A 16,218-nucleotide genomic window follows, 5' to 3' on the forward strand; every position below is an offset into this window, starting at 1 on the left:
TGGCGGTTCGGCCATGCGGCGGCAATCCGTCCTTCGCCCATATGCGACCGCACCGGCACGCACGCGCTCCGCACGAATCCGCCTTCGCCGACCGCGCCGGTGCGGGTGGCTGCCGAACAAGCGTGACCTTGCCCGTGGCGGGGCAGGGCGCCCTGCGAGACCCTTCGGATCGACCGGCCCCGACGCCGGACGACCCGGAGATGCGTCATGATCCCAAGTCCTTTCCTCATCAAAAGTCCCTCCCTCGCGATCGGAGCCCGTCCGCGGGCAACCCGGTTCGCGCCAGTGCTCATCGGCCTCCTCGCCCTCTTCGCCGGCCCCGGCACGGCCCGTGCCGCGCCGGTCGCGCCCGGCAGCGGCGAACTCGTCCTGCGCGGACCGTCCGATGCCGCCCCGGTCGAGGCGCCGCGCCTGATGACCGACGTGACCGTTGAAGTCAGCGGGCCGACCGCGCGAGCCGTCGTCACCCAGGCCTTCCGCAACACCACCACGGAATGGGTCGAGGGCACCTACGTCTATCCGCTGCCGGAGGATGCGGCGGTCGATGCCATGAAGCTCGTGGTCGGCGACCGCATCATCGTCGCCGACATCCGCGAGCGCGCCCAGGCCCGGCGCGACTACGAGGCAGCGAAGAGCGAGGGCAAGACCGCGGCGCTCACCGAGCAGGAGCGCCCCAACGTCTTCACCAACGCGGTGGCCAATATCGGCCCCGGCGAGACCGTGCTGGTGCGCATCGAATACCAGCAGACGATCCGCCACTCGGGGGACACCTACGCGCTCCGCGTGCCCCTCGTCGTCGCGCCCCGCTACAACCCGGCGCCGCCGATCGTGAACCTCGTCGGCGAAGGCTCGGCTGCAGCAGGCAGCGATCCGGTGCCCGACCGCGCCCGCATCGGCCCGCCCGTGCTCGATCCCGCGAAGCACGCTCCCACCAATCCGGTGACGCTGCACGTCACCCTCAAGGCGGGCTTCGCCCTCGGGGCGATGCGCAGCGACACCCACAAGGTCCGCATCGAGGAGACCGGGCCGGATGCCCGCCGGATCAGCCTCGATGACGGCCCCGTCCCGGCCGACAGCGATTTCGAGCTGACCTGGCGGCCGGCCCCCAGCGAGACGCCCGCCATCGGCCTGTTCCGCGAGCATATCGGCGCGGACGACTACGTTCTCGCCAGCGTGACCCCGCCCGTCGGCCAGCCCGGCCCCCGCCGCCCGCGCGACGTGACCTTCGTCATCGACAATTCCGGCTCGATGGCCGGCGCCTCGATGCGGCAGGCCAAGGCCAGCCTTCTGGCGGCCTTGGATCGCCTCGACGCGGGCGACCGTTTCGATGTCATCCGCTTCGACAATACCATGCAGAGCCTTTTTGCCGGCGCGATGCCGGCCGACGAGAGCCACCTCGCGCAAGCAAAAGCCTTCGTCGCGGGGATCGAGGCCAGCGGCGGCACCGAGATGCTGGCCCCGCTCAAGGCTGCGCTCGCCGATCCGACCCCGGAGGAGAGGACCCGCGTCCGCCAGATCGTCTTCCTCACCGACGGCGCCATCGGCAACGAGAACCAGATCTTCTCTGCGATCAGCGCCGGGCGTGGCCGCTCGCGGCTGTTCATGGTCGGCATCGGCTCGGCCCCGAACGGCCACCTGATGACCCATGCCGCCGAACTCGGGCGCGGCAGCTACACCAACATCGGCACCATCGATCAGGTCGCCGAGCGCACCCGCGCGCTGTTCGCCAAGCTCGAAAGCCCGGTCGTCACCGACCTCGTCGCGACCTTTTCCGAGCACGGCGCCGACGTGACGCCCGACCTGCTGCCCGACCTCTACCGCGGCGAGCCGCTGATGCTCTCGGCAAAACTCGCCAAGGCCGGCGGCACGCTGACCCTCAGCGGACGCATCGGCGACACGCCTTGGCGGCAGAGTCTCGATCTCGCGACTGCGCCCGAGGGCGCCGGCATCTCGAAGGCCTGGGCGCGCGCCAAGATCGGCGACGCCGAGACCGCGCGCATCACTGGCAAGCTCACGCCCGACACCGCGGATTCGGCGATCCTGAAGCTCGCCCTGGCGCACAAGCTGATGACGCGCCTCACCAGCCTGGTGGCCATCGACGCCACCCCGCGCCGTCCGGCAGGGGCCCGTCTCGCCGCGACCGAACTGCCGCTGAACCTGCCCGCGGGCTGGGACTTCGAGACGGTGTTCGGGCCGGCCGGCGAGCGCCCGGAGGGGGTCGCCAAGCCGCCGGTCCAGCGCCGGGCCGAAGCGGCCGCGCCGATCCGTCAGGTCAGCCTGCCGCAGACCGCGACGGATTTCGAGATCCGGCTCTGGCTCGGGCTGACGCTGCTCGGCCTCGGCCTGCTCGTCGCCCGCGCCCGCCGGTTCGCGTGATGCGCGGTCTCGGCATCCGAGCGAGGGGAAGGGCGGCTGCGGCCGTCCTCCTCGTCATGGCCGGCCTCGGCCTTACGGCCCAAGCGGCCTGGATTCCGGCCAAGGCGGCCCTGGCGCAGGTGCTGCTGGAACGCGCATTCGCCGAGACCCTGGCGACCAGGCGGCCGATCCGCCCCTGGCCCTGGGCCGACACGGTCCCGGTCGCCCGTCTCACCCTCGACGGCAGTAGCTTCATCGCGCTCGCCGGCAGCAGCGGACAGGCCCTCGCCTTCGGCCCCGGCCATGTCGAGGGCACCCCACAGGCCGGCGAGCCCGGCACGGCGGTCTACGCCGCGCACCGCGACACGCAGTTCGCCGTCCTCGGCCGGCTCAAGCCCGGCGACCCGATCGCCGTCACCCGAGCCGACGGGCGAACCGCGACGTTTCGCGTAACCGGCAGCAGGGTCGCTGCGTGGGATTCGTCCGGGATCGATCCTGAGGCGCCAGGGCGACGGCTGGTGCTGTCCACCTGCTGGCCCCTCGACGCGGTCACTCATGGCTCGTTACGCCTCATCGTGGAGGCCGACAGCGACATCGGCAGCTGAGCCGGCCTTGCCATCCTGTCCGGTTTCGTGCGGATCTGTGCGCACCGACCGGAAGGGGCGCATGTCAGCAGCGGAGACCGAACTGCCCGAGGCGCAGAGCCGGGCCATCGCCCAGGCCGTGCGCGAGGCGCTGGCGCGACGGCGAATCTCGCGGCAGATGCTGGCCGACGAGGCGCGGATCAGCATCTCGACCCTGGAGAAAGCGCTGTCGGGCCGCCGCCCCTTCACCCTGGCCACCACGATCCGGCTCGAAGAGGCGCTCGGCGTCGGCCTGCGCGGTGCCGCGCCACACGAAAAATCCTCGGACACGGTGCGTCATGCGCCGGAAGAGCTGGGCGCCTATTCCCGCGAAGGCGTGTCCTGGCTGGAGGGCCGCTACCTTACCCTGCGACCGTCCTTCGGTGCGGCGGATGCGATCTTCGCCTACCGCACCGAGATCGCCTGGGAGCCGGAGAGCGGCCGGCTCGCCTTCCGCGAGGCCGAGCGGCTCGATGCGCCGTTCGCACAGTCAGGCTTCGTCTCGGTGCCGAACCTGTCGGGCCAGATCTATCTCGTCACCAACTGGCAGGGCCAGCACCGCATCGCCATGCTCTGCCGCCCGACGATCCGGGGCGAGATGTACGGCATCCTGACGACCCTGCATTCCGGCCGCGGCTCGCACCTGACCCCGGCGGCCTGCCCGCTGGCGCTGATCCCGGAACGCGGCGTCCCGGCCGGAGCCGACGCCTACGGCCGGATCGCGCCCGGCCATCCGGGCTTCGCCGCCTGCCGCGAGGCGCTAGCCCGCGTCAGCGACGATGCCTACGCAATGTTCTTCACCTGCCCGGCGTGAGTTCGGGTGCGTCTGTCGGGCCGCCAGCCTTCGCATGGACGTCGAGAGGGGAGGGAACCCGGCCGCCCCATGCGCGTCATCGGTGAGCCGCAGGGAGCCATCGACCATGCACCGTTTCGTCTTCGCCGCCAGCCTCGCCGTCGCCGGCCTCGCACTGAGCTGGCCGACGCTCGCAGTCGCTCTCGGTCATTGAGGAAGACGTCATGCGCGACCTCGCCGCCCCCGCAAAACGTTTCGACCGCACCGTGCCTCAGGCCGGCGGCATCATGACCCCACGATCTCTGCGTGCGAGCGGAACGGCGATGCCCGCATCGGCGTTGTCTGGAGCCATGCCGATCTGCCGCATCCATGTCCCGCCCCAGGACGCTGTCCCGCAGCCGGAAAAGGTGCGTCTTTCGCACTACATCGTGGCCCGTCGCAGCGCTCCCCATGCCGCCAACGACAACCGCCGTCCCCGCGGCGCTCATGCCTGGCACTGGGCCGTCGGCATCGCGGTCGTTCCAACCTTGACGGCCGTGTTGGCATTTGCCGGGCTGTTCTAGCCGTACCGAAATTGCGATTGCCGCGGCTTCGCCTTAGCGTCTCGGCATGCCTCTCGTTCCCCCTCCACAAGCGACGCCTCCGCTCGGCACGGACACGCCGCCGTCCTCGCATCTCGTTGGCAACGCCCCCGAATGGTCGGTAGGCGATCTCGCATCCGCTCTGAAGCGGACGCTCGAGGACGCTTTCGGTCATGTCCGGTTACGCGGCGAGATCTCGGGCTATCGCGGGCCGCACGGCTCCGGCCACGCCTACTTCTCGCTGAAGGACGGCACGGCCAAGATCGACGCCGTCGTCTGGAAGGGCGTGCTCGGCCGCCTGCGGCAGAAGCCGAAAGAGGGGCTCGAAGTCCTCGTCACCGGCAAGATCACGACCTTTGCCGGGAAATCCTCGTACCAGATCGTGGTCGACTCGATGGAGCCGGCCGGCATCGGCGCCTGGATGGCGCTGCTGGAGGAGCGCAAGAAGCTGCTGGCCGCCGAAGGCCTGTTCGCCCCCGAGCGCAAGCGGCCGATCCCCTACCTGCCGCGCGTCATCGGCGTGGTGACCTCGCCGACCGGCGCGGTCATCCGCGACATCCTGCACCGCCTGCAGGACCGCTTCCCGCGACCCGTGCTGGTCTGGCCGGTGCGGGTGCAGGGGGAGGGCGCGGCGGGGGAGATCGCGGCGGCCATCCGCGGCTTCAACGCCCTCGCGCCCGGCGGAAAGATCCCAAGGCCCGACGTGCTGATCGTCGCCCGCGGCGGCGGCTCGATCGAAGACCTCTGGGCCTTCAACGAGGAGGCCGTGGTGCGCGCCGCCTCGGAGAGTACGATTCCGCTGATCTCGGCGGTGGGGCACGAGACCGACACCACGCTGATCGACTTCGTCTCCGACCGCCGCGCGCCGACGCCGACGGGCGCGGCCGAGATGGCGGTGCCGGTGCGCGCCGACCTGCTCGACGAGGTCCGCGATCTCGGCGGCCGTCAGCAGGCCACCATCCTGCGCCGGCTCGAGCGCGAGCGCATGGACCTGCGCGCCCTGGTGCGGGCGATGCCGGACCCCGACGCCTTCCTCGCGGCCAAGCGCCAGCGCCTCGACCTCGCCGAAGCCCGGCTCGCCCCAGCTCTTGCCGCCAATGCCCGCGACCACCGTGAGCGGCTGACCCGCCTGAGCGACCGCCTTGCCCGCCGTTCGCCGGCCGTCGCCCTAGCCGATGCCCGCGGCCGTCTCGCCCGAATCGGCGAACGGCCCCGCACGGCCCTGCGCTACGCCATCGAGCGCCGCCGCGACCGCCTCGAAGCGCTGGGCGGCCTCCTCGGCGCGCTGAGCTATCGCGGGGTCCTGGCCCGCGGCTACGTGCTGGTGCGCGACGAGGACGGCGCACCGCTGCGCTCGGCCACCATCGCGGGAATGGCGGCGCGGCTGCACCTCCAATTCGCGGACGGCGCCGTCGTCGCGATCCCCGAATCCGATACAGCGGACGGGGAGGGCCACGCCAAGCGCTCGGCTCGCGGCGGCAAGACCCGCGAGCCGAAGCGGCCGGCGGCGCGCCAGGGCTCATTGTTCTGAAACGCGTCCTCAGCTTACCAGAAAGCCGGGCGCGCCTTGCCGGATACGGCACGCGCCACACCTATCCGCTCGCACCGGCACCGGGCCGGCCGACGAGGACGGTCCCATGAAGCACGGCGCGCGCAACGACATCCCCGCCGAAGTGGTCGCGATCAAGCGCGGCTCGGTGATGGCGCAGGTCGAGGCGAAGCTCGTCGGCACCGACTATCGCATCACCTCGGTGATGACCCTCGACTCTCTCGACGAACTCGACCTCAAGGACGGCGACACCGTCCACGTCATCGCCAAGGCGGTGAACGTGCTGCTGGTGAAGCCGTAGAACGCGCCTCGCATTCCCCTCCCGCGCCGCGGCCGGGTTGACGCCTCGGGCCGCCTTTGCGAACCGCGGCACGGCTCCTGCCTCCGGCGGCGGGACAGGACCCGCTGCGGCAGGAGACGCGTGTGACCACCACGATCGACAGTTCCCAAAAGCTCCACCTCGTCTTCGGCGGTGAACTGGAGAGCCTGGAGGGTGTGAAGTTCAGCGACGTGAAGGGCCTCGACATCGTCGGGATCTTTCCGGATTTTGCCTCGGCCCAGAGCGCATGGCGGTCGAAAGCACAATCCACGGTGGACAGCGCGTTGACGCGCTACTTCATCGTGCATCTGCATCGTCTGCTGGAGCCCTGATTCACCATGCGTCGGGCGAACCCTGTGCAGCGATCCGTAGGCGGCACGACCGATGCGGATGAAGGCATTGTGACGCCCGTGGCGCGCTGGTATCAGCGCCGCCGACCCGCGCCTCGCCCTCCGGGCGGCTCCCGCGACGAGAGACGCTTGGCATGAAATCCTCGATCAAGATCATCGCCGGCAATTCCAGCCGACCGCTGGCCGAGGCGATTGCGGCCTATCTCGAACTGCCGCTGGCGACCTGCATGGTGCGGCGCTTCGCCGACATGGAGATCTTCGTCGAGCTGCAGGAGAACGTCCGCGGCGAGGACGTCTTCATCGTGCAGTCGACGTCGTTCCCGGCGAACGACCACCTGATGGAACTGCTCATCATGATCGATGCGGCGCGGCGCTCCTCCGCGCGCCGCATCACCGCGGTGATCCCGTATTTCGGCTATGCCCGCCAGGACCGGCGCACCTCGGGCCGGACGCCGATCTCGGCCAAGCTCGTCTGCAACCTGATCACCGAGGCCGGCGCCGACCGCGTCCTGACGCTCGACCTCCATGCCGGTCAGATCCAGGGCTTTTTCGATATTCCGACGGACAACCTGTTCGCTGCCCCCGTGATGGTGCGCGACATCAAGGAGCGTCTGGCGCCGGGCGACCGCATGGTGGTCTCGCCCGACGTCGGCGGCGTGGTGCGCGCCCGTGCGCTCGCCAAGCGCATCGACGCCTCGCTCGCCATCGTCGACAAGCGCCGCGAGCGGGCCGGCGAGTCGGAGGTGATGAACATCATCGGCGACGTCGAGGGCCGCTCCTGCATCCTCGTCGACGACATCGTCGATTCCGGCGGCACCCTGGTGAACGCGGCCGAGGCGCTTCTCAATGCCGGCGCCAAGGAGGTCTCGGCCTACATCACGCACGGGGTGCTCTCGGGCGGCGCGGTCTCGCGCATCGCGGCCTCGCGGATGAAAGAGCTGGTCATCACCGACTCGATTCAGCCGACCCAGGCCGTAAAGCTCGCCCGCAACATCCGCGTCGTCTCGATCGCGCCGCTGCTCGGCGAGGCCATCGGGCGCACGGCCACCGAGTCGAGCGTGTCGAGCCTGTTCACTTGAGGGCCGGCAGCGCCCATCCGCCTTGCGTATTTGCCGCGCCGTAGGCCGGGCGTTCCGGTGCGCTGTACGCGCTACATCCAGGCAGGCCGGCCCCGCCAACCGAACAGCCGAACACCGCCGACGATGCAGCGCTCCGACATCATCCTCGGTCTCCACGGCTTGGCCAACAAGCCGCCCAAGGAGGAGAAGCAGCGCTGGTGGAAGGCCGCGATCGGCGAGGGCCTGACGCGCAATTGCGGAGCCGAGCCCTCCGACCTGCCCTTCGAATTCGTCTACTGGGCGGACCTGCGCTACGACACGCCGCTCGCCGAGGACAGAAACCTCGAACCCTATTACGCCGATGCGGGCACCGGACCGTTCCCGACCTCACGGGAGGAGCCCGGCGATGAAAAGAAGCTCTGCGTCACCGACTGGCTCTACCGCAAGATCGAGTGGCTCCAGGACAAGACCGGGCTGACGCCGTTCGACGACGCCCTGATCGAGTACCGCCTCGACGACCTCTGGGGCTACCTGGAGGATGCGGATTTCCGCAAGGCGGCGCGGGACCGCCTGCGGGAAGTGGTCGAGCGCCATGCCGGCTCGCGCATCCTGCTCGCCGCCCATTCCATGGGATCGCTCATCGCCTACGACGTGCTGCGCATGCTCGAACGCGACGGCGTCGCCCTGCGCGTCGAGCACTTCGTCACCCTCGGTGCACCCCTCGGGCTCAGCGACGTCCGCCTGAAGATGCAGGAAGAGCACGGCGAGCTGCGGGTGCCCGAGGGCGTGCGCCGCTGGTCGAACCTCATGGACCGCACCGACCTCGCCACCGTCGGCGAGGATATCGGCGACGCCTACGGGCCTAACGACCGGGGCGTGCGTGCCGACGACATCGCGGTGGTCAACGCCTATCGCCGGCCGAAGGGCGACCTGAACCCGCACAAATCCTACGGCTACCTGCGCACGCCGGCTTTTTCGCACGCCGTCCACGACTTCCTGAACGACGCCGAGGGCGCGTGTGCGGCGGAGATCGCGGCGGCTGTGGGCTGAGCGACACAGGGACGTCACTGCCGGGCCACATCCACACGCGAACCGCCCGGCGCGCATTGACGCACCCGGATGCCGCTGCGACAGGCTGAGCGTGACGGTTCCCGCAAGGGATCAAAAGGGAACGCGGTGAGGGGGTCTTCCCCGATGCCGCGGCTGCCCCCGCAACTGTAAGCGGCGAGTCCTCCATCAACACGTCACTGGGCGTCCGGCCTGGGAAGACGATGAGGGGGCAGCGACCCGCGAGCCAGGAGACCTGCCGTCAGTCGTGGTCACACGCGAAATGCGTGGGGCGGGGTGCCTCGATGGATGCCGGATCATAGGGCGACACGCCGTGTGAAAAGGCCTCGTTCGCGGTGACGTGCCACTGCCGTCGCCCGGACTTTTCGCCATCATGACGACCCATCGAATCCGAACATCCGTCTCGCTGACCGCCCTCGCGCTGGCCCTCGGGCACGGCCCGGCAGCCGCCCAGGAAGCTACACAAGAGGCGCTTGCGCGCCGCACCACCCTCGAAGAGATTTCCGTCGCAGGCGCGCGGCTCGTCGGCACCGGCCTCTCGCCCGACGTCGCCTGGGACCCGAAGGACGTCAGCCTGACCCGCGCCTCGCCGGTCGGCCTCAACCTGAAGACGCCCGACCGCGGCGCCAGCCGCCTCGGCCTGACCCCGCTGGAAACGCCGGCCAGCATCGACGTCATCTCCGGCGAGACGGCACGTACCCGCGGCCAGAACACCGTGACCGAAGCGGTCACCGAGAACGCCACCGGCATCACCACCGTGGCAGCGCCCGGTAACGGCAACGGTGCCTTCACCAGCCGCGGCTTCGCCGGGCCGAACTCGATCCAGCAGCTGTACGACGGCACGCGGCTGTTCGTCGGCGCCGGCACGGTCACCTTCCCGTTCGACACCTGGAACATCGAGCGCATCGAGGTGCTGCGCGGGCCGGCCTCCGTGCTCTACGGCGACGGCGCCATCGGCGGCATCGTCAACGTCGTGACGAAGAAGCCGCTGTTCACGCAGTTCGACGTGGTTCGCATCGGCGGCGGCTCATACGGCACCGCACGGCTGGCGCTGGACTCCACCGGGCCGATCGGCGACGCCGTCGCCTACCGCCTCAACGTCAGCGGCAACCGCTCCAGCGGCTGGATGACGCCCGAAGGCGAGTTCCAGAACCTCGCGGTCTCCGGTGCGCTGACGCTGCAGGCGACGCCGGATCTTTCGTTCACCCTGAGCCACGACCTCGGCTACCAGGAGCCCGCGCGCTACTGGGGCTCGCCAGTGATCGGCAACCGCGTGCCGGACTCGCTACGCTTCAGGAACTACAACGTCCGCGACGCAAAGATCACTTGGGCCGACAACTGGACCCAGCTCAAGACCGAGTGGACGCCGAGCGCGGACATCACCATCCGCAACACCAGCTATCGCCTGCAGAGCCGGCGCCACTGGCTCGACGTGGAGCAGTACAGCTTCAACCGGAACACCGGCCTCGTCGACCGCGGCGACTACCTGGAAATCTATCATAGCCAAGAGCAGGTCGGGAACCGCTTCGACGCGGCCTTCAAGGGCGATCTGTTCGGCTTCCGCAACGAGTTCGTCGCGGGATTCGACGTCAACCACATCGATTTCAAGCACACCAACAACTTCTATTTCGACAAGACCGACAGCGTACCGGTCTTCGGCGGCAATCTCGGCCTTTTTCCGCAGGACGGCCGCGCCATCCCGGCCTACGCCACCGCGACGAACCAGGCCTCGGTCTTCGCCGAGAACCGCCTGATCCTGTCAGAGCAGTTCGCGCTGCTCTCGGGGGTGCGTTACGACGCCTCGCAGCTCGACCGCGAGAACCTCCAGACCGGTGGACGCTTCGGCAAGAGCTTCGGCGGCCTCGGCTACCGCTTCGGCGGCATCTACAACCCGACGCCGGATATCGCGCTCTACGCCCAATACGCCACCGCGACCGATCCCGTCGGCAGCCTGATCTCGCTGAGCCAGTCGCTCGCAGGCTTCGATCTCTCCACCGGTCGGCAGGTCGAGGTCGGCATCAAGGGCCTGAGCTTCGGCGGGTCGCTCGAATGGACGCTCGCCGGCTACCGCATCGTCAAGAACAACCTGATCTCGCAGCTGCCCGGCACCTCGACGGTCTCGGTGCAGGTCGGACAGCAATCGTCCCAGGGCGTCGAGGCGGCCGTCTCGATCCTGTTCCCGGAGGGCTGGCGGGTCGACGCCAACGTCGCGTTGCTGCACGCGCAGTACGACGACTTCAACCAAGTGGTGAACGGCGCCACGGTGTCCTTTGCCGGCCGGCAGCCCATCGACGTGCCGGAGCAGGTCAGCAATCTCTGGCTGAACTGGGCCTTCGCGCCGCGCTGGGAGGCACGGCTCGGCGTGCAGTATGTCGGCGAGACCTTCAACGATTTCGGCAACACCGCACCGCGTCCGGCCTATGCGCTGCTCAATGCCGGGCTCGACTATCAGGTGACGGCGACCTCCCGGCTCAGCCTGCGCGGCTACAACCTCACCGACGAGATCTTTGCGATCAGCGGCAACGCGGTGAACGGGGTCAACACGAACTGGCTGCTCGGCCGTCCCCGCACGTTCGAGGTCGCCTACACCGTGGCCTGGTGAGGATGAGGCTCCTCAAGACCGGCAAGCGCTGGCTGCTGCTCGCCCATCGCTGGCTCGGCATCGTCCTGGGGCTGTTCTTCGCGCTCTGGATCGGCTCGGGGCTGGTGATGCTCTACGTGCCGTTCCCGCGCCTGAGCGAGGCGGAACGGCTCGCCCATCTCACGCCGATCGCCTGGGAGCGAGTCGCCATCGGCCCGGATACGGCACTCGCCGCGACCGGGTTTGCGGAGGCGCCGGCCGGGTTCGGCCTCGAGATGCGGGGCGCCGAGCCGGTCTACCGGATCGCGGCGGCGGACGGGACGCGGGCGACGATCTCCGCAAGTACGGGCGAAAAACTCGGGCCGGTCGGCGCCGACGAGGCGCGCGCCATTGCTGGAGGGCGCGGCAGCGTCGAAACGGTGGCGCGCGACCAATGGACGGTCACGGCCCGCTACGACCGCCTGCGGCCCTTCCACAAGGTCGCGCTCGGCGACGCGGCCGGCACCGAACGCTACGTCTCCGAAACGACCGGCGAACTCGCCCTCGACACGACGCGGTTCGAGCGCGGCTGGAACTGGGTCGGCGCGGTGGTGCACTGGATCTACCCGACGCCGCTGCGGGCGCGGGCCGATCTCTGGCACGACGTCGTCGTCTGGATCTCGGGCATCGCCTGCCTCGGTGCCGTCAGCGGCATGGTTCTCGGGATCTGGCGGCTGCGGCTGAGGCGGCGCTACCCGCATGGCGCGGTGACGCCCTATCGCGGCATGGCGCGCTGGCATCACCTGTTCGGTCTCGCGGGCGGCCTGACGCTCACCAGCTTCATCGTCAGCGGCTGGCTCTCGATGAACCCGAACCGCTGGTTCAGTTCGCCGTCCCCGCCGGCCGGTTGGCTCGCCGCCTATGCCGGGCCGGGCGCCGCCATCGGCCTCGACCCGACCGGTGTACGAAACCTCGCGACGCCCGCCACCGTGGCGATCCGCTTCACGCGCATCGGTGGCCGCTGGCTCGTCCGCGCATCGGCGGCGCAAACAACCCGCGTGGCGCGAGCCGATGGGGCAAGGCTCGACGAGGCCGAGATCGTTCGGGCGGCCACGGGTGCCGTGCCGGCATCCGCCCCGCCGGCCGTCGAGCGTCTGACGGCCTACGACAGATACTGGTACCCGCACCACGACGAGCGGGCGCTGCCGGTGCTGCGTCTGCGCTTCGACGATGCGGCGGCGACCTGGCTCCACATCGATCCCGCGACGGGCGAGATCCTGAACCGCCTCGACCGCTCGGGCCGGGTCAACCGCTGGCTGTTCTCCGCCCTGCACCGCCTCGATCTGCCGGTGCTGATCTTCAACCGGCCGGCCTGGGACGCGGCGCAGTGGATCCTGAACGCGCTCGCGGCGGTGATCGCGCTGACCGGGCTCGTGATCGGCTGGCGGCGGCTGCGGCGGCCGAGGCCGCGCTCCGTGAAACCGGCCGCATGAACGCGATTGCACGCCCCCCCGGCGAGCCTGTATAGGAGGCACTTCCCTTATTCAGCGTGAGACGGGATTCTCCGGACCTCGAGGTTCAGGCCGGAGGCAGCGGTCCTTCGTCCGCGGCACCGTGTTCTTCCGTGCTCGCGCCCATTGCCGGAGCCGACCCGATGTCCCAAGGACCGCTGATGCCGAAGGCCACCGCCGTATGGCTGGTGGAGAACACCTCGCTCGCCTTCGAGCAGATCGCCGATTTCTGCCATCTCCACCCGCTCGAGGTGAAGGGCATCGCCGACGGCGAAGTCGCGGCCGGCATCAAGGGCTTCGATCCGATCACCGCGGGCCAGCTCACCCGCGAAGAGATCGAGAAGGCGCAGAAGTCGCCGAACCACAAGCTCAAGATCGCCGTCTCGAAGGTGAAGCTGCCCGAGGTCAAGCGCACCACCAAGGGTCCGCGCTACACCCCGCTCTCGCGCCGCCAGGACCGCCCGAACGCGATCCTCTGGTTGCTGCGCAATCACGCGGAGCTTAAGGACGCCCAGGTCATCCGGCTCGTCGGCACCACCAAGTCGACGATCCAACAGATCCGCGACCGCAGCCACTGGAATTCCGGTTCGCTGCAGCCCCTGGACCCGGTGACGCTCGGCCTGTGCTCGCAGATCGATCTCGACTTCGAGGTCGGCAAGGCCGCCAAGGACCGTCCCGCCACCGTGCCGGCCGAGAGCGGCCCGACCCTGCTGCCGACAGAGGTCTCCACCGCGCCGAAGGCCGAGGACGAGGAGATCAACGAGAGCGCGGTGTTCGCCAAGCTCAAGGGCATGCAGCGCCCGCACGAGGAAGACGACGAGGACTAGATTTTTCGTGTCTTTCACGGAATCGGACGGGGAGACGGCGTGCCGCTCCCGGTCCGGCATTGTTTTTCAGGGATGAGCGGTCGCCAAAGCCTTCGGGATGCTGGATAGTGCCTGTTCGATCACCGTGATGATCGGGCATCCGAGGGCTGCCCATGGCCGGCACCGAGACCGACACCAAGCCGGCCTCGACACCCCCTCCCGTCGGGACGAGCGGCCCGGCGGCGAACGCGGCGCTCCTGCGGAACGGGGAGGGCGCGTATCGCGGGCCCGTCACGCTCGCCGACTCGCTGATGGTGGAGGCCGGCTGGCCCGCAGCTAATTTCGAGACCACCGGACCGAACCCGCCCTACCTGCATATCGGCCGCAAGCTCTGGGTGACGCTGACCGAGTGCGAACCCTGCTTCTCGTCGGCGCGCCGCGACCGCGGGCTGTTTCGCTCGAAGGTCTCGATCGCCGCGCATCTCGAACGCTACGACGAGCTGATGGTCGACCCGATCGCCTTCGAGGAGTGTTTCGGGCCAGGCGAGGGCACCGAGGCGACGTTTCCGTTCGGCAGCTGGCTCACGATCCGCGACGTCGGCTTCGGCGGCATCGCCCTTTGGGGGCGTCGCAGCGGCGAGGTGATGCTGCCGCTCGAGCCCCTCGCCGTCGCCTCGGCGGTCTGGCTTCGCCGGATGGCCGCGCCGTAGCGCATCCGGCGTCGACACGAAAAATCCCGCCGAGGACGAGCCCGGCGGGAGCGCACCGTGTTTCCGAAGCTTACGGCTTCGGCGTTTCGGCAGCCTTGGCGGCGTTCTCTGCGGATTTCTTGTCCATCGCCGCGGAAAAATCCTCGGGCGACTTGTCGAGGTAGTCCGCCAGCGCGCTCTGGAACTTGTCCCCTTCCTGCGCCGTCGGACATTTCGGTCCCTCGGTCTTCATCCCCTCGCGCAACTGGGCTTCGAGCGGCGCCATCTCCGGCTGCAACGCGGCGACCTTGGCGTCGACGCCCGAGCGCTGCTTGCCCGTGGTGGACACCTCGCACTCCTTCATCGTGCGCTGGAGAATCAAGCCGAAGGCATAGGCCTGGATCCGCGCCGCCGGGGGAATCGCGGGTGCGGCTGCCGGCCCCGGAGGCGGAGCCACGACCGGGGCGGCGGCGACGGGCGCGGGAGCCGCGGGAGCCGGTGCAGCGGCCACCTTGGCCGGGGTCGCATCGCAACGGCGCAAAGCCTCGTAGGCCTGCGGAAATCCCGAGATGTCGAACTCCGCGTCGCCATCCTCGAAACGCAGGGTGATCGTCTTGGCCGAGAGCAGATCGGGCACGATGGTGTCCGGGAACGGCGCGGTCAGCGTCTCGGCATTGCCGGCCCAACTCACCCCCTTCTTGAGGATCTTCTTGCCGGCCAGCAGCGTCGCCTTGACCGTCTCGCCCTTGTCCCAGCTCCAGGGCTGGTAGACGAGGGCGAGGGCGGAGTTCGACCCGTCGAGCGCAAAGACGATGCCGTTGATGGCGTTGTTGTCCTCTTTGTCCTTGTAGGTCTTGCTGATCAGGCAGGGATTGGCGCTGGTGTCGCCAACCGTGCGCTCGACCTCCCAGTCCTTGACCATCTCGAAGGGTTCGCGCTCGGCTGCATGGGACGGCGCGACCGCAAGGGCGGGGAGAAGGCCGGCAGTGAGCACCGCCGCGCGCAGGAATGACGTCATCGTCCGCTCTCGGAAAAGATTCGCCCTCGCCGGTGCGGGATGCAGAGGCTGAATGCGCTGCCCAGCGTTAGCGCGAACCCATGCCGCTGCACAGGATTCGGGGGCGGTATTTTCGAGTGCTCGGTAAACACCGCAGGGCCCGAACGCAGTTCTTCAATCCGGAATTGCCTTACCGGCCGCCAAGACAGTCTCGGACGGATATGGCACCGGTGCCGACTCTGAAAATCCGCAGGCGAAGAGCCCGGCCGCCATGTGCGCGTGCGGCGGCGCCGCGATCCGGATCGGAGGCCTTTTCGGGTAGAGCGGAAGTCCAAGCGAACGGGCGTGGAGCTGCAGGCCGGGTCCGCCCTGGCGCGGTGCGGTGCCGTAGATCGTGTCGCCCCGGATCGGCCAGCCCATCGCCGCGCAGTGGACGCGGAGTTGATGCGTACGCCCGGTCTCGGGCGACAGTTCGAGCCAGGCGCCGGCGCCGTCCGGGCTGCGGCCGAGCACGCGCCAGCGGGTCAGCGCCGGATCGCCGGCCGGGTCCGGCTTCATCCACCAGGAGCGCGGATCCTCGGAGCGCTTGGCCAACGCGAGGTCGATGACGCCGCTCTCGTCCTGCGGGGCGCCCTCCACGATCGACCAGTAGGTTTTTTCGACACGTCCGTCCGCAAACAGCTTGTTGAGCCGCGCCAGCGCCTTCGGATGCCGCCCGAGAACGAGGCAGCCCGAAGTATCGCGATCGAGCCGGTGCGCCGCCTGCGGCCGGCGCGGCAGGCCGAAGCGCAGGTCGTCGAGGCGATCCGTCAGCGTAGGACCGCCCTTCGGCCCGGGATGGACGGGCAGACCCGCGGGCTTGTCGATGACGAGCATCAGGGCATCGCGGTAGAGGAGGGGGACGCCTATGTCAGTCGGGATCATGGAGCCCGGCTAGAGCCCAGGGCCGGCGGGAGCAA

15 protein-coding genes and 1 riboswitch are annotated in these 16,218 nt (G+C 69.5%); of the genes, 13 read left to right on the forward strand and 2 right to left on the reverse strand.

Translation table 11 applies throughout. The features are described 5' to 3' along the window. Positions 1-207: 207 nt before the first annotated feature. From MFF07_RS09080 to MFF07_RS09140, 13 genes are all read left to right on the forward strand, one after another. On the forward strand, positions 208-2,376 hold the full coding sequence (locus MFF07_RS09080; RefSeq protein ID WP_147817548.1) for a marine proteobacterial sortase target protein: 2,169 nt from the start codon (positions 208-210) through the stop codon (positions 2,374-2,376). Continuing rightward, on the forward strand, positions 2,376-2,960 hold the full coding sequence (locus tag MFF07_RS09085) for a class GN sortase (protein ID WP_147817549.1): 585 nt from the start codon (positions 2,376-2,378) through the stop codon (positions 2,958-2,960). The genes MFF07_RS09080 and MFF07_RS09085 overlap by 1 nt, the downstream gene beginning before the upstream one ends. A 61-nt stretch (positions 2,961-3,021) precedes the next feature. Then, positions 3,022-3,792 carry a helix-turn-helix domain-containing protein gene (locus tag MFF07_RS09090; RefSeq protein WP_147817550.1) on the forward strand — a complete coding sequence of 257 codons (771 nt, stop codon included), beginning with the start codon at positions 3,022-3,024 and terminating at the stop codon, positions 3,790-3,792. Positions 3,793-3,995: 203 nt separating this feature from the next. Then, on the forward strand, positions 3,996-4,334 hold the full coding sequence (locus tag MFF07_RS09095) for a hypothetical protein (RefSeq protein WP_238231658.1): 339 nt from the start codon (positions 3,996-3,998) through the stop codon (positions 4,332-4,334). Between the two features lie 46 nt (positions 4,335-4,380). Beyond that, complete coding sequence (xseA, locus tag MFF07_RS09100) at positions 4,381-5,883, forward strand: exodeoxyribonuclease VII large subunit (protein ID WP_238231660.1); 1,503 nt, start codon at positions 4,381-4,383, stop codon at positions 5,881-5,883. A gap of 106 nt (positions 5,884-5,989) precedes the next feature. Further along, complete coding sequence (locus MFF07_RS09105; RefSeq protein WP_147817939.1) at positions 5,990-6,202, forward strand: TOBE domain-containing protein; 213 nt, start codon at positions 5,990-5,992, stop codon at positions 6,200-6,202. A gap of 122 nt (positions 6,203-6,324) precedes the next feature. Beyond that, positions 6,325-6,552 (forward strand): DUF4170 domain-containing protein, encoded by a 228-nt coding sequence (locus tag MFF07_RS09110; RefSeq protein WP_147817938.1) that lies wholly within the window; start codon positions 6,325-6,327, stop codon positions 6,550-6,552. A 152-nt stretch (positions 6,553-6,704) separates the two neighbouring features. Beyond that, on the forward strand, positions 6,705-7,649 hold the full coding sequence (locus MFF07_RS09115) for a ribose-phosphate pyrophosphokinase (protein ID WP_147817937.1): 945 nt from the start codon (positions 6,705-6,707) through the stop codon (positions 7,647-7,649). Between the two features lie 123 nt (positions 7,650-7,772). Beyond that, a complete protein-coding gene (locus MFF07_RS09120; protein ID WP_238231662.1) occupies positions 7,773-8,678 on the forward strand; it encodes an esterase/lipase family protein in 906 nt (301 codons plus the stop codon). A 78-nt stretch (positions 8,679-8,756) separates the two neighbouring features. Then, a riboswitch (cobalamin riboswitch) is annotated at positions 8,757-8,953 on the forward strand. Between the two features lie 116 nt (positions 8,954-9,069). Beyond that, on the forward strand, positions 9,070-11,298 hold the full coding sequence (locus MFF07_RS09125) for a TonB-dependent receptor (protein ID WP_147817935.1): 2,229 nt from the start codon (positions 9,070-9,072) through the stop codon (positions 11,296-11,298). A gap of 2 nt (positions 11,299-11,300) precedes the next feature. Beyond that, a complete protein-coding gene (locus MFF07_RS09130; RefSeq protein ID WP_147817934.1) occupies positions 11,301-12,749 on the forward strand; it encodes a PepSY-associated transmembrane domain-containing protein in 1,449 nt (482 codons plus the stop codon). Between the two features lie 161 nt (positions 12,750-12,910). Continuing rightward, positions 12,911-13,594, forward strand: a complete 684-nt coding sequence (locus MFF07_RS09135) for a DUF1013 domain-containing protein (protein WP_147817933.1) — start codon at positions 12,911-12,913, stop codon at positions 13,592-13,594. A 152-nt stretch (positions 13,595-13,746) separates the two neighbouring features. Further along, a complete protein-coding gene (locus MFF07_RS09140) occupies positions 13,747-14,283 on the forward strand; it encodes a hypothetical protein (RefSeq protein ID WP_238231664.1) in 537 nt (178 codons plus the stop codon). A 70-nt stretch (positions 14,284-14,353) separates the two neighbouring features. Here MFF07_RS09140 and MFF07_RS09145 read toward each other — a convergent pair whose 3' ends face one another. After that, positions 14,354-15,280 (reverse strand): hypothetical protein, encoded by a 927-nt coding sequence (locus MFF07_RS09145; protein ID WP_147817931.1) that lies wholly within the window; start codon positions 15,278-15,280, stop codon positions 14,354-14,356. A gap of 153 nt (positions 15,281-15,433) precedes the next feature. Continuing rightward, positions 15,434-16,183: an RluA family pseudouridine synthase gene (locus MFF07_RS09150; RefSeq protein WP_147817930.1), complete on the reverse strand. Its 750-nt coding sequence runs from the start codon at positions 16,181-16,183 to the stop codon at positions 15,434-15,436. Positions 16,184-16,218: the final 35 nt, after the last annotated feature.

Origin of the sequence: Methylobacterium thuringiense, from assembly GCF_022179645.1 — a bacterium.
Lineage (GTDB): Bacteria > Pseudomonadota > Alphaproteobacteria > Rhizobiales > Beijerinckiaceae > Methylobacterium > Methylobacterium thuringiense.

Coding starts and splice junctions, on each gene's coding strand:
- MFF07_RS09115 (WP_147817937.1), top strand. CDS start 6,705: ATGAAATCCTCGATCAAGATCATCGCCGGCAATTCCAGCCGACCGCTG.
- xseA (WP_238231660.1), top strand. CDS start 4,381: ATGCCTCTCGTTCCCCCTCCACAAGCGACGCCTCCGCTCGGCACGGAC.
- MFF07_RS09135 (WP_147817933.1), top strand. CDS start 12,911: ATGTCCCAAGGACCGCTGATGCCGAAGGCCACCGCCGTATGGCTGGTG.
- MFF07_RS09120 (WP_238231662.1), top strand. CDS start 7,773: ATGCAGCGCTCCGACATCATCCTCGGTCTCCACGGCTTGGCCAACAAG.
- MFF07_RS09085 (WP_147817549.1), top strand. CDS start 2,376: ATGCGCGGTCTCGGCATCCGAGCGAGGGGAAGGGCGGCTGCGGCCGTC.
- MFF07_RS09125 (WP_147817935.1), top strand. CDS start 9,070: ATGACGACCCATCGAATCCGAACATCCGTCTCGCTGACCGCCCTCGCG.
- MFF07_RS09140 (WP_238231664.1), top strand. CDS start 13,747: ATGGCCGGCACCGAGACCGACACCAAGCCGGCCTCGACACCCCCTCCC.
- MFF07_RS09080 (WP_147817548.1), top strand. CDS start 208: ATGATCCCAAGTCCTTTCCTCATCAAAAGTCCCTCCCTCGCGATCGGA.
- MFF07_RS09090 (WP_147817550.1), top strand. CDS start 3,022: ATGTCAGCAGCGGAGACCGAACTGCCCGAGGCGCAGAGCCGGGCCATC.
- MFF07_RS09105 (WP_147817939.1), top strand. CDS start 5,990: ATGAAGCACGGCGCGCGCAACGACATCCCCGCCGAAGTGGTCGCGATC.
- MFF07_RS09145 (WP_147817931.1), bottom strand. CDS start 15,280: ATGACGTCATTCCTGCGCGCGGCGGTGCTCACTGCCGGCCTTCTCCCC.
- MFF07_RS09150 (WP_147817930.1), bottom strand. CDS start 16,183: ATGATCCCGACTGACATAGGCGTCCCCCTCCTCTACCGCGATGCCCTG.
- MFF07_RS09095 (WP_238231658.1), top strand. CDS start 3,996: ATGCGCGACCTCGCCGCCCCCGCAAAACGTTTCGACCGCACCGTGCCT.
- MFF07_RS09130 (WP_147817934.1), top strand. CDS start 11,301: ATGAGGCTCCTCAAGACCGGCAAGCGCTGGCTGCTGCTCGCCCATCGC.